Source organism: Lactiplantibacillus sp. C232 (assembly GCF_023806725.1).
GTDB classification, from domain to species: domain Bacteria; phylum Bacillota; class Bacilli; order Lactobacillales; family Lactobacillaceae; genus Lactiplantibacillus; species Lactiplantibacillus plantarum.
The window spans coordinates 65,492-79,083 of record NZ_JAMSKZ010000002.1 but is presented as its reverse complement, the minus strand read 5'-3'; the positions used below and the strand labels follow the sequence as shown (position 1 = coordinate 79,083).

10 protein-coding genes are annotated in these 13,592 nt (G+C 43.7%); all 10 read right to left on the bottom strand.

Annotated features, from left to right (window positions below):
* Positions 1 to 6: 6 nt before the first annotated feature.
* Entirely contained in the window at positions 7 to 2,019 is a 2,013-nt protein-coding gene (locus MZO41_RS02645) for a DHH family phosphoesterase (RefSeq protein WP_003643610.1), read from the bottom strand.
* Positions 2,020 to 2,199: 180 nt separating this feature from the next.
* The gene (gene rpsR, locus MZO41_RS02640; RefSeq protein ID WP_003641635.1) at positions 2,200 to 2,436 is read right to left on the bottom strand and encodes a 30S ribosomal protein S18; all 237 of its coding nucleotides are present in this window, start codon (positions 2,434 to 2,436) and stop codon (positions 2,200 to 2,202) included.
* A gap of 38 nt (positions 2,437 to 2,474) precedes the next feature.
* A complete protein-coding gene (gene ssb / locus MZO41_RS02635) occupies positions 2,475 to 3,077 on the bottom strand; it encodes a single-stranded DNA-binding protein (RefSeq protein WP_003641634.1) in 603 nt (200 codons plus the stop codon).
* 36 nt (positions 3,078 to 3,113) lie between these two features.
* Positions 3,114 to 3,413 carry a 30S ribosomal protein S6 gene (rpsF, locus tag MZO41_RS02630; RefSeq protein ID WP_003637271.1) on the bottom strand — a complete coding sequence of 100 codons (300 nt, stop codon included), beginning with the start codon at positions 3,411 to 3,413 and terminating at the stop codon, positions 3,114 to 3,116.
* Between the two features lie 622 nt (positions 3,414 to 4,035).
* Positions 4,036 to 6,597, bottom strand: a complete 2,562-nt coding sequence (gene gyrA, locus MZO41_RS02625; protein ID WP_003641633.1) for a DNA gyrase subunit A — start codon at positions 6,595 to 6,597, stop codon at positions 4,036 to 4,038.
* A gap of 164 nt (positions 6,598 to 6,761) precedes the next feature.
* Positions 6,762 to 8,708: a DNA topoisomerase (ATP-hydrolyzing) subunit B gene (gene gyrB, locus MZO41_RS02620; protein ID WP_003641632.1), complete on the bottom strand. Its 1,947-nt coding sequence runs from the start codon at positions 8,706 to 8,708 to the stop codon at positions 6,762 to 6,764.
* On the bottom strand, positions 8,705 to 9,829 hold the full coding sequence (gene recF, locus MZO41_RS02615; RefSeq protein ID WP_003641631.1) for a DNA replication/repair protein RecF: 1,125 nt from the start codon (positions 9,827 to 9,829) through the stop codon (positions 8,705 to 8,707). Before recF ends, gyrB begins: the two co-directional genes overlap by 4 nt.
* Positions 9,830 to 10,063 carry a S4 domain-containing protein YaaA gene (gene yaaA / locus MZO41_RS02610; protein WP_003641630.1) on the bottom strand — a complete coding sequence of 78 codons (234 nt, stop codon included), beginning with the start codon at positions 10,061 to 10,063 and terminating at the stop codon, positions 9,830 to 9,832.
* Between the two features lie 524 nt (positions 10,064 to 10,587).
* On the bottom strand, positions 10,588 to 11,727 hold the full coding sequence (gene dnaN / locus MZO41_RS02605) for a DNA polymerase III subunit beta (protein ID WP_003641629.1): 1,140 nt from the start codon (positions 11,725 to 11,727) through the stop codon (positions 10,588 to 10,590).
* 177 nt (positions 11,728 to 11,904) lie between these two features.
* On the bottom strand, positions 11,905 to 13,272 hold the full coding sequence (dnaA, locus tag MZO41_RS02600) for a chromosomal replication initiator protein DnaA (RefSeq protein WP_003641628.1): 1,368 nt from the start codon (positions 13,270 to 13,272) through the stop codon (positions 11,905 to 11,907).
* Positions 13,273 to 13,592 lie beyond the last annotated feature (320 nt).

Genomic DNA, 13,592 nt, shown 5'->3' with positions numbered 1-13,592 from the left:
TCACTCCTAATTAGATTCTGTGGTCGGCTCATCAGTTGCCGTTAACAAATCAATCAACGATTGTTTGACGGCTTCAACTGACTGCCCTTCAATCTGGGTTGCAGCATTCGATAAATGACCGCCACCACCCAATTTTTCCATATAAACTTGTACGTTGATCTCGCCAAGTGATCGTGCCGAAATTCCGACCCGTCCATCTTCACGACGTGTAATCACGAATGATGCGTCGACACCAGACATAGATAATAGTGAATCAGCAGCTTGAGCCGCCGTTACTGGGTCATAGACCTGATCATCTTCACCAACACATAATGCCATATCCTGGTTAACAAATTCAACGGTTTCAATCAGATGATTGCGTTGTAGATAACTATCAACGTTCTCCTTCATAAATTGTTGAACGAGTAACGAGTCCGCACCGGCTGATCGTAGATAACTAGCAGCATCAAACGTCCGCGATCCTGATCGTAATGAAAACGACTTCGTATCGATAACGATTCCGGTCAACATTGCGGTTGCCTCAATCTTATTGATTGGTTCGGCATCGTGCGATTGATATTCAAACATCTCGGTAATCAGCTCACAAGTCGACGAAGCATACGGTTCAATATAAACCAAAACTGGGTTTTCTGGAAATTCTTCGCCCCGTCGATGGTGATCAATAATCATAACGCGATTTTCGAGCCGCTCATAAAGGGCCTGTGACATTGAAATACTTGGCTTAGAATGGTCAGCCATAATCAATAAACTTTGGTCAGTGGCCTTCTCAAGTGCTTCTTCCGGCGAGATAATCGCTGACTCGATGTTCTCATCAGACTTCAACTGGTCCAGTAAACGCTGAATGTCTGAATGCACATTTTGCTCATCCAAGACGATCCAACACTGTTTACCATTCATTTCAGCAATTCGGCGAATCCCGAGACAGGCCCCAACGGCATCCATATCTGGTTGGCGGTGCCCCTGAACAAAGATCTGGTCAGATTGATTCATTAACTCTTGTAACGTCTGACTGATCATCCGGGCCCGTACCCGCGTCCGTTTTTCCATCGGGTTGGTTTTACCACCGTAGAAACGAGCAGGTTCGTCCTCAGACTTCACCACAACTTGGTCACCACCCCGCCCCAAGGCAAGGTCCATGTTACTCTGCGCTAAATCGGCCAAATTGTTCATGTTCCGTTCACCATAAGCAATCCCAATACTCAATGTTAGTGGGAAATTTTGCTTAGAAGTCGACTCCCGAATTCGATCTAAAATGCGAAACTTATTCTCTTCAACACGTCGTAAACTACTAGCATAGCCCAACAAGAAGAAGTGATCATCATCCAAGCGCTTCAGGTACATCCCAAACATCTGGGTCCACTTAGACAATTCATTGGTCACGTAATTGTTCAGGTTGGAAATATCCGTATCAGTCATCGACTGGGTGATTTCATCGTAATTATCCAAAAAGATTTGTCCAATCACGAGTTTTTCATCTTCGAATTGATCCGTCAGCTCAGCATACTTGGTCACATCCATCATATAGACCGTATTAGTGCTCTGCTGGACACGTACATCAAACTGGTAGTCTTGCCAACGAATCGTCGCGGGCTCGTCCAGATGAGCGTTCAGCGTCGCTGCCAGTGTTGGCTCAATATCTTCCAAGCGGTATCCTAAGACGTCCTTATCACCGAAATAGCGCTGAAGATAAGGATTGATCCATTCGATGGTCTGGTCGGAATTAAAAATCATTACTCCGATAGGCATCTGAATCAGTGCCTCTTGTTCGCCGCGCTTAATACGATACGACAAGTCTGAGATATATTCATTTGCACTCGAACTGAGCTCAATCAACGTATTATAAGATATCACCACAGCCATCACAATCAAGATGAGGACAACGGTCCCAAAAATCCAGTTCATTAAATAACCAGTGACGAGCATAATTAACGACAAGCTAAAAATAACCAACGCTAAGAGTCGTAACTGCTGATTTTGTAGGAAAAATGGAATTTTTTCACGCGAAAAGATCTTTTTCATATTAAAAATCCCTCAAGCCTTCTCAGTAATGACTATATTTTATCACAAACCACCGTCCGCTTCAGCGTTTCGTGTCAATCACCGTAAACGCTTCATTGAACGGCCACCACCCTATCTAGTCAAGTTAAGGGTAAATAAAAACCACAGAGCCGAAGTCTGTGGTTTTTGAATGACTAAAAATTAGTCTTCAGATACAAAGGCTAATAAGCCCATGATCCGTGCACGCTTGATGGCGATAGTTAAAGAACGTTGGTTCTTAGCACTAGTCCCCGTTACACGACGTGGCAAAATCTTCCCACGTTCTGAAATAAAGCGACGTAATAAGTCAGTATCTTTATAATCGATGTATTCGATATGGTTTGCGGCGATGAAGTCGACTTTACGACGACGACGGCCACCTCTTCTTTGTTGTGCCATTGATATTTCCCTCCTCGTTATCTGTCTAAGCAATTAGACTAGAATGGTAAATCATCATCCGAGATATCAATTTGATCGCCATTATTAGCGAATGGGTCAGCCTGATTATTGTTGTTAGCACTGCTTGATGGTGCCGCACTGCTAGCATTACCAGTATTACCATTACCAAATGGGTTATTGTTATTCGCTGATGATTGTTGAGGAGCCGCATTTTGGCCTTGATTACTATACCCATTATTATTGTTGTTGTAATTCGAATTACCATTGTTGTAATTGTTATTACCACTACCACCATTGGCAGACTGATGACGTTCAGACTCTGCCCGTGATTCTAATAATGAGAAGTTTTCAACGACAACTTCTGTAACGTAAACACGTACCCCTTGTTGGTTTTCGTAGTTCCGGGTTTGAATCCGGCCATCGATACCAACAAGTGAACCTTTATGAGTAAAGTTCGCAAAATTTTCAGCAGCTTTACGCCAAATGACGCAACTAATGAAATCTGCTTCACGTTCCCCATTTTGATTCGTGAATTGACGGTTTACGGCAATAGTGAACGTCGCGACGGCGGCACCACCATTCGTGTAACGTAATTCCGGATCTCTTGTCAGTCGGCCAACAAGAATTGTACGGTTAATCATGCAGAAGCGCTCCTCTCTTAAAATTAATTTTGTCTATTAGTCTTCGCGTTTAACGATCATGTGACGTAAAATGTCATCATTGATCTTTGAAAGACGGTCGAATTCGTTTAAAGCAGCATCGTCAGTTGCTGTTAAGTTAACGATATGGTAAGTACCTTCGTTAAAGCCACCGATTTCGTATGCGAAACGACGCTTTGACCAGTCTTTTGAATCAATTACTTGCGCACCGTTATCAGTTAAGATTTTGTCGAAACGATCAACTAAAGCTGTCTTGGCAGCATCGTCGATGTCGGGACGTACGATGTAAGTAATTTCATATTTCTTTGATTCACTCATGAAATTTGCACCTCCTTATGGACTTCAGGCCCTTCTTTTTGAAGAGCAAGGAAAGTAATCTAGCTAATGCTAGATACTCACGAATTTAAAGTATAGCATCTAAATCAGTTTGTTGCAAGGGTTGAAGCGGCCGACTGTTACAAAAAGATCCTGAATCCGTTACACCAATCAATTACGTCAATTGAGCGATATTTCATTTTATTTCCCGGGAAATATTTCTTTTTTCTGAAATTCTCCCCTTCGCTTACATTTTCCCACACCCACACAGCATTAATTTAAACCAAGTCGACGTCAGAATAACACGCACTGCTGTAATCCTCTCAATCGCACAAGCCAGTTTTGACCGCGTAAATCTAAAATTGCTTACTTCATGTTGTCCTCTCCCAATTTATCGGCATTTCTGCCAATCACTGGAAGATGGCAAGACTAAGTGATGAGCCTCCAGCAGTCAAATTATTCTTCGCAGGAAGATTGTTTCTACCGGTTCAAAACAAGACTTTGGAGGCCAGAATAGGACCGATGACCGGTAAATCACACACGACCCGTTGCCAAAATAATTCTTGACTCGCATAAAAAAACAAGCGTGGTCGACAAGATTGTCGACCACGCTTGTTTTATCAATTTATTCGTTTGAATCGTTTGAATCAGTTGTTGGTTCTGTCGTAGTGGCATCGGCGTTGACGGTTTGATCGTCAACTGGTGCCTCAGTCGTTGCATCCGTTGCGACAGTCTCATCAACTTCTGGCTCTGGATCAACCTTGGCCATCGTTGCGACTTGACCATCATCGCCTAACCGCATGAGACGAACACCTAAGGTTGCCCGACCAGTCTGAGAAACGGTTGCGATATTGAAGCGAATCATGACTCCTTGGTTCGTCATTACCATGATATCTTCTTGACCATCAACCGTCGTCAAACCAGCTAAATGACCATTCTTCTCAGTCACGTTAGCGGTCTTGATTCCTTTGCCACCACGCCCCTTAATTGGGTAATCGGCAGCTGGCGTTTGTTTCCCATAACCCTTTTCCGTGATGATGAAGACGTTGCTGTCGGGCTTCAAAACGTCAAAGCCAATCACAAAGTCATCATCGCGTAAGCGAATCCCGCGAACCCCAGAAGCCGTCCGGCCCATGGACCGCACTGTGGTTTCGTCGAAACTGACGGCATAACCGTCGTGCGTCCCGATGATTACATTTTGGTGACCATCCGTGATTGTAACCCCGATTAATTCATCATCATCCTTAAGCGTAATGGCCTTCAAACCATTGCTACGGATATTGGCAAATTCTTGAACTGGTGTCCGTTTGACAACCCCTTTAACGGTTGTAAAGAACAGGTAGTTATCAGAAGCGCTCGCATCGCCCGTGACATTAACGACCGCCTGAATTTTTTCACCAGAATTGACTCCCAGTAAATTGATGACCGGGATTCCTTTGGCCGTACGACCGTATTCAGGAATCTCGTAAGCCTTCATCCGGTAAACTTTACCCGCATTAGTGAAAAAGAGTAGGACATCATGGGTCGACGTCGTCAGTAGATGTTCAATAAAGTCATCATCATGGACGTCCATCCCTTGAATCCCACGACCACCACGGTGTTGCGACTTAAATTCAGTCGTTGGTAACCGTTTGATGTAGCCATTGTGAGTTAAGGTAACAGCCACTTCTTCTTCTTCGATCAAGTCTTCATCTTCAATACTGAGGACTTCACCGACCATCAATTCGGTCCGACGCTTATCACCAAACTTACGTTGAATTTCCATTAATTCTTCGTAAATAATTTGGTTGATACGATCCTTGCTAGCTAAGATTTCTTTGTAGTCAGCAATGGCTTTCAATAAGTCCTGGTATTCACTCTCGATCTTTTCACGTTCCAAACCAGTTAACCGGACTAACCGCATATCAAGAATGGCTTGTGCCTGCTTATCAGACAAGCCGTAATTATCCATCAATTGGTTCTTCGCAATTTCACTCGTTTGTGATTGACGAATAATCGCAATGATTTCATCAATGTGATCAAGGGCAATCCGTAAGCCTTCAAGAATATGGGCCCGTGCTTGGGCTTTCTTCAAGTCAAACTCAGTCCGACGCCGAATCACGTCTTCTTGGTGTTCCAGGTAATAGATTAAGATTTGCTTTAAGCTTAAGACTTTTGGAGCACCCTTAACGATGGCTAACATGTTAAAGCCAAAATTAGTCTGCATCAATGTCATCTTGTAAAGGTTATTCAAGATAACCGAGGCGCTGGCATCCCGCCGAACATCAATGACGATCCGCATCCCTTCACGGTCACTTTCATCATTGATATCAGTGATACCTTCAATTTCCTTGTCTCGAGCTAAACCAGCAATCCGTTCGATCAATTTAGCTTTATTGACCATATATGGTAATTCAGTCACGATAATTCGTTGCTTACCATTCTTTTGGTCTTGAATATCGACCTTCGCACGAACAATAATGTTCCCACGACCAGTCTGGTAAGCCTTACGAATACCGGACTTTCCCATTACGATCCCGCCAGTTGGAAAATCTGGTCCAGGTAAGACTTCCATCAAGTCAGCAACTGTTGCATCAGGATTATCCATCAACAGGTGGATTGCTGAAATGACTTCCGCTAAGTTATGTGGCGGAATGTTTGTTGTCATCCCAACAGCAATCCCAGTGGCACCGTTAACGAGTAAGTTCGGGAAACGTGCTGGTAAGACTGCTGGTTCCCGTTCTGTATCATCATAGTTTGGTTGCCAATCAACGGTATCCTTGTTAATATCGCGGAGCATTTCAACCGCAATCTTACTCATCCGGGCTTCGGTATACCGCATCGCGGCAGCCCCGTCACCATCGACAGAACCGAAGTTCCCGTGACCATCCACTAACATGTAGCGATAGCTAAAGTCTTGGGCCATCCGCACCATTGACTCATAAATTGCGGAGTCACCATGGGGATGATACTTCCCCATAACATCCCCAACAATCCGGGCCGACTTCTTATACGGCTTATCCGGCGTCACACCTAATTCACTCATACCGTAAAGAATCCGCCGGTGCACTGGCTTTAACCCATCACGTACGTCCGGCAGTGCCCGTGCCACGATAACACTCATGGCATAGCTTAAGAATGACGTTCGCATGGTCTTCGAAAGGTTCACATCCGAAATACGATTGTTCGATAAATCTGAATCAGCCAAAATATTCGTCCTCCTTCATCCGTTTTGCCGCTATTAAAGCTTGATTAAGCTTTACATGTCTCAAGTAAAAGTCGCCATTAAGACAACCGTCGTGCCATTACGACCCTAAGTCTGATTAACAGCTTGCGCCTCAGTTCTTAGGTCAAAATGACTAAACTGACACACTAAACATCCAGATCCTGGACGAACTTGGCATTATCTTCAATAAATTCTCGCCGTGGTTTGACTTGGTCCCCCATCAACATCGAGAAGACCCCATCGGCATCCGCAGCGTCTTCATCACGAACCCGTAATAGGCGCCGCTTGTCTGGATCCATGGTCGTTTCCCATAATTGTTCCGCGTCCATTTCACCAAGCCCCTTGTACCGTTGAACAACTGGTTTCGGTGATGGTGCCAATTGCCCCATGACCTCACTCAATTCTTCATCTGAATCAATATACTTCACAAATTTACCTTGCCGGACTTGGTACAACGGTGGTTGAGCGATGTACACAAAGCCAGCGTCAACTAATGGCCGCATGTACCGGTAAAACAACGTCAATAACAAGGTCCGAATATGTGCCCCATCGACATCGGCATCAGTCATGATAATTAATTTGTGATAATTGGCTTTGCTCAAGTCGAAGTCACCACCGAAGCCAGTTCCCATTGCCGTAAACAATGACCGGATTTCTTCATTGGCTAAAATCTTATCAATGCTGGCCTTTTCAACGTTCAAAATTTTACCCCGAATCGGTAAAATCGCTTGCGTCAACCGGGAACGTCCCTGCTTAGCCGACCCACCGGCAGAATCCCCTTCGACAATGAACAACTCACTAATTTCAGGGTCTTTACTACTATTGTCCGCCAACTTACCTGGTAAATTACTAATTTCCAAGCCACTCTTTTTTCGCGTAACTTCCCGCGCACGCTTAGCAGCGACCCGGGCCTTGGATGCAAGTAACCCTTTGTCGACCACTTTACGGGCAACACTTGGGTTTTCCATCAAGTACTTGCTAAAGTGTTCTGAGAATAACCGGTCAACTGCTGCCCGAGCATCGGAATTACCAAGTTTCGTCTTCGTTTGACCTTCAAATTGAGGATCCGGATGCTTGACGCTGACAACAGCCGTCATCCCTTCACGAACATCTTCGCCAGATAGGTTCGCATCGCTTTCCTTCAACAAGTTATTCTTACGAGCATAGTCGTTGATGACCCGCGTCAAAGCACGTTTGAAACCTTCTTCATGCGTCCCACCTTCGTACGTATGAATATTGTTGGTGAAGGTCATCAAATTACTGTGGTAGTCGTCAGTATATTGCAACGCAACTTCTACCGTAATCCCATTCTGTTCCCCTTCCACATAAATCGGTTCTGGAAATAGAACGGTCTTATTCTTATCTAGATATTCAACATAGTGACGAATCCCACCTTCGTAGAGAAAGTCATCTTCAGTGGGTTCATCAGGGCGATTATCCCGAATCGTGATCCGTAATCCCTTATTTAAGAAAGCGAGTTCGCGAATCCGAGTCGTCAAAATATTAATGTCATAGGTGGTCGTTTCCCGGAAAATATCAGGATCCGGAACAAAATGAACCGCCGTACCATGAGCATCATCAGGCGCATCACCAATGATCTTCATCGGTGTTTTAACCTTTCCACGTTCAAAGTCCATGTAATAAACATGACCATTCCGAGTTACTTTGACGTCCAGGGTCGATGATAAGGCGTTAACAACGGAAGCCCCGACCCCGTGAAGACCACCAGAGACTTTATAACCGCCACCACCGAATTTACCACCGGCATGTAAAATCGTATAAACCGTTTCAAGCGCTGGTTTACCCGTTTTTTCTTGAATATCAACAGGAATCCCACGACCGTTATCAGTAACCGTAATACTATTATCCTTTTCAACGGTCACGTGGATCACGTTTGCAAACCCTGCTAGGGCTTCATCAATTCCGTTATCAACAATTTCCCAAACTAAGTGGTGGAGTCCTTGGCTACTCGTCGTACCGATATACATTCCGGGACGTTTCCGGACAGCTTCTAAACCTTCCAAAACTTGAATTTGACTAGCATCATATTCGCGAGCCTGTTCAAGTTTGGTTTCTTTTTCGTTTTCGGTCAATGCGGTTCCTCCTCATGTAAAGTGCCATGGCTAACTTCAAATACTTTTGGCGCATTAATTAATTTGCGGGCCACCCCGTCAAGACTTGGCGTGGTTAAAAAGGTCTGCACTTTATCTTGGATCGCTGTCAGCAGATGAGTCTGCCGTGCAGCGTCTAATTCTGATAAGACATCGTCTAATAATAAGACCGGGTACTCGCCCGTCTCAGCTTTCATCAGATCAATTTCAGCAAGCTTAACGGACAAAGCAGTTGTACGCTGTTGGCCTTGGGAGCCAAAAGTCTGCACATTTTTGCCGTTAACACCAAATTGTAAATCATCGCGATGAGGACCTAATAAAGTCGTCCCTTGAAAAATTTCTTTGGCTTGTTGTTGCTGATATAAGGCCTGTAGCGTTTGATAAATGTGATCGACCGACGTCTGGTCGGCAGTTGGCACTTGAGTGACATAGTGAAACGTTAATTGTTCCTGTTCTTGCGTAATCTCGCTGTGAACAGCTTGCGCCCATTTCTCAAGTTGCTGCAACAGTTGTAGTCGTTTATGGATGATTTCCGCACCAAATGCAGCCAATTGATCCGACAAGACACCCAAATAAACCTTATCCTTGGCCTGCTGCCGATTTAATTGCCGTAAGTATTGATTACGTTGTTTTAAAATCGTGCGATACTGACTTAGGTTATAGAGGTATTTAGGGCTCATCTGACCAAATTCCATATCCATAAACCGACGGCGAACCGCGGGTGCCCCTTTAACGATGGATAAATCTTCAGGTGCAAACACGATCACGTTCAAATTTCCGACGTACTGGGATAATTTGGCTTGCTCAAGATGATTGACTTTCGCTCGCTTGCCCCGCCGCCCCAATTCAAGTTCCAAGGGGACAGCACCGGTACTTTTATGTAACCGGCCTTGCAACGTTGCCGTGGTGGTTTGCCACCGAATTAATTCCTTATCGTTAGCGGTGCGGTGACTACGCGTTAACGCCAACACATAAATGGCTTCCAACAGGTTCGTCTTTCCCTGCGCATTTTCACCTAATAGAACATTAACGCCCTGACTAAAATTAATGGTCAAATCCGCGTAGTTCCGAAAATCATGCAAGACTAAGTTTTCTAAGTACATCTAATCAGTCGTTTCTTGATTTGAGCGAATAAAAAATGACCCGTTGTCTTCAACTTCAATCGTATCGCCTGGATAAAGTTTCCGACCCCGCCGATCATCTGGTTCACCATTAACTAACACGGTTGTTTCTTTTAAGAACCACTTCGCCTGACCACCCGATCCAATGATGGCCGTTTCTTTTAAGAGTTGCCCCAACGTCATATATGGGGTTTTAATATCTATTGGCTGTTTCACAATGTCACCTGCCTATCTGATTACAAGCTATTAAACGACTGTCTGGCGTGCTACACACACTCCTAACAGGTTATATTATACTTGTTTTTTGATGAAAATTCAATTTATAACCGCACTCAGAGCCATTTTAAGACGATTTAGGGCTTTTTAATATCGGGATACTAGCCTAGGGGTAAATTTGCTGAAATTCCCTAATTTTGCGGATTTTAATAAAATATCTTGTTTTTTACCTATAAAAATTGGCTAAAGCCAGCATTCATTATCTGAAAGCGAGCGTTTGTAGCGAACGAGTGCAAGGACTGGGGTTCATCAGATGGTGGGATTTTAGTAGGGCAACATCGATAGTTAGCGTGACAATTCACCAGCAGCTAATATAATATGCATAAGTTAAAACTTCAAAAGTTACATCATCGCTATTGCCTATTCATTGCCCCATCTTTAGCTAGTTTTAGCCGTCATAAAAGGCCCGCATTTCACGGTGAAATGCGGGCCTTTTATTTAGAATTGTATATTTATTCAGCTAATTAAAACGTTCGAACTGGTGTAATCAACTGAATAAAGTTTTCGCCTTCTTCAGTTGGCACTAAAGTGAATGGGCGCAATGCCATCGTGAATGAGATTTTGATCATAGCTTGCCCAAACGAACGTAACGCTTCTTTCATGTAGTCTGGGTTAAATGAAATTTCAAGTTCGTCACCTGACAAATCAGTGGGCTGTAGTTGTTCCGTTACTTCCCCGACATCTGGTGAGTTACCGAAAATCGTAATCGTTTTGTCCGTTGGGTTAACGGAGAAGCGAACCACATTATTGCGACTTTCGTGGGATAACAGGGATGCCCGTTCAATTGCTGCTGAAAGTGCGGGTGCTGAAATTTCAACAGTCGTATTAGATTCTTTAGGAATCAGCCGTGACGTGTCGGGATAATTTCCTTCGAGTAAGCGAGAATAGAAGGACGTATTCCCCAGCACAAATAGGACTTGGTTTTCTGATAACCGCATCTGCACGTCAGGATTATTGTCGCCGATCATCCGAGATAATTCTGTCAAACTTTTACCAGGAATGATTACATCATAATTGGCATTATTGGCTTCTGGCAACTTGATCCGGCGTTGACTTAGGCGGTGTGAATCGGTTGCGACCGCTAAGAACTCACCGTTAGCTAAGATAAAATGAACCCCGGTCAGAATTGGTCGACTTTCCTGATTGGAAACGGCAATAACGGTCTGACCAATCAACTCTTTGAGTACATCCCCAGCTAACGTGATGGTATTAGTCGTATCAATTTCAGGTAAGTGTGGGTAGTTTTCAGGGTCTAAGCCGTTGATTGTAAAGGAAGCGGCCCCTGAAGTAATTTGTGTTTGAAAACCGTCGACCACGTTAACAGTCATGGTGTCTTCTGGTAATTTTTTTACGATTTCACTAAAGAAACGGGCAGGTAAAACGATTGAACCGGCATCTTCAACGACTAACGTATTGTTGTCATCACTTGCTGGAATGGTGGTTTCAATAGAAATATCAGCATCACTACCAGTTAAGGTAATAGCGTCAGTATTAACGTCAAGTTTAAGACCAGTCAAAATTGGAATGGTCGTTTTTGAAGAAATGGCCCGTTGGACGTTATTTAATTCTTTGATGAAGGCAGATCGATTGATCGTGAATTTCATAAGTTAATCCCCTCTTTATTCTAGCGACGGGCACTAGATATATATTAATAATAAAAGTTCGTAGTAATAGTAGAGCAGTGGGTACTGTGGAAAACCGAGTAAAGACTCGGCGTTATCAAGTTTTCCACATGTGTATAAGTTGTGGAAAACTTTTTGAGTTATCCTTTTTTATCCACACTAAGATTTGAGCTGGCCTGTCAAATCACCCACGGCTTTTTGTAATTCAGCATCAGTTTTGAGTGCCTTAGTGATTTTATCATGGGCGTGGATCACAGTCGTATGGTCCTTACCACCAAACTCGTTACCGATGCGCGGAAGTGAACTTTCAGTCAGTTCGCGTGATAAATACATGGCAATTTGACGTGGAATCACGATTTGTTTATTGCGTTTCTTTCCCTTAAGGTCAGCCATTGTTACATGGAAGTACTTGGCGACTTTTTCCTGAATGACGGGAATCGAAACCTCTGATAGTTTACTGCTAAGGTGCAAACTCTTCAATGCATCCGCCACTAAACTGGTGGTAATCGGTGAATTATTCAGTCGTGAGTATGCCTGCACTCGTGCTAAGGCACCTTCGAGTTCTCGCACGTTTGAGTCGATCTGACCGGCGATATAACTTAACGTATCGTCAGGGATTTCGATCCCTTCAAGATCGGCTTTATTGCGCAAAATAGCAATCCGCGTCTCGAGATCAGGTGGGGTAATATCAACGGATAATCCCCACTTAAACCTAGAAACTAGGCGATCTTGGAGTTGCGGAATTTCGTTCGGTAAGCGATCGGATGTAAGCACGATTTGCTTATCATCTTCATATAAAGCATTAAATGTATGGAAGAACTCTTCTTGGGTTGCTTCCTTATTGGCAAAAAATTGAATGTCGTCGACTAATAACAGGTCAACGTTCCGATATTCTTCGCGGAACGCCTCCTGTTTTTTAGTTTGAATGGCATTAATTAATTCATTCGTAAAAGATTCGCTAGTCACATATTTAATGTTACTAGTCGGATCGGTTTCTAACAATTTGTTACCGATAGCGTGCATTAGGTGGGTTTTTCCCAGACCAACGCCCCCGTAGAAAAACAACGGATTATACATGGTGCCGGGTTCTTCCGACACAACTAACGCAGCGGCATGGGCCATTTGATTGCCTTTACCGATCACGAAAGTATCAAAAGTGTATTTCGGGTTGAGTTTCGTTTCCCGCATAAATGTGGGGGTAGTTGCGGTTGTTGGTTGTTGTCCCGCAACGTTACCGGTAGTCACTTGCGAGTCCTTGTCTCTCGTAAGTTGCTGACGTTCTTCTTCCGTTATCATGACCGGCCGAATCTGCTCGTTAGTCGCTTGCATCGCAATGTCCGTGAACTTTGCGGCCAAGTTTTTCTCCCAATAGTCACGATGAAGTTGTGTTGGGACTTCGATCGTCATTTGGGCTTTATCGAGTTGGAGTGGTTTTGCCGGTTCGACAAACGTTTGAAACGTGATCTTGGACAGATCTTGTTCCATAGAGAACTTAATGAGATTCCATAAGTCATTACGTTCCAGCACGTGGATACCCCTTTTCTTAAAAAACGTAATTCTATTTTAGCATGAACATATAGAGTTTTCCACAAGTGGACAAGTTAAAGTTAAGAGAATTCACAGGCTGGGATTTGAATATACACAGCTTGTCGAAAACTAGGAATGAATTTTATAAAACAGCACTTATCCACAAAAACGAGTTTAAAACTAAAGCCGCAATAAAAGCGTTTATCGGAGTTATACACACAACAAATACGCCCTGTGGATAACTAAATAACAACCCGTTAATTTGTCGAAAAACTTGTGGGTAAATTGCGAATAACGGAAAGTCACTTTGCTATAATCCA

Bases quoted from the DNA above. Each gene is read 5' to 3' on its own strand.
- MZO41_RS02645 (WP_003643610.1), bottom strand. From the start codon at position 2,019: ATGAAAAAGATCTTTTCGCGTGAAAAAATTCCATTTTTCCTACAAAAT.
- rpsR (WP_003641635.1), bottom strand. From the start codon at position 2,436: ATGGCACAACAAAGAAGAGGTGGCCGTCGTCGTCGTAAAGTCGACTTC.
- ssb (WP_003641634.1), bottom strand. From the start codon at position 3,077: ATGATTAACCGTACAATTCTTGTTGGCCGACTGACAAGAGATCCGGAA.
- rpsF (WP_003637271.1), bottom strand. From the start codon at position 3,413: ATGAGTGAATCAAAGAAATATGAAATTACTTACATCGTACGTCCCGAC.
- recF (WP_003641631.1), bottom strand. From the start codon at position 9,829: ATGTACTTAGAAAACTTAGTCTTGCATGATTTTCGGAACTACGCGGAT.
- dnaN (WP_003641629.1), bottom strand. From the start codon at position 11,727: ATGAAATTCACGATCAATCGATCTGCCTTCATCAAAGAATTAAATAAC.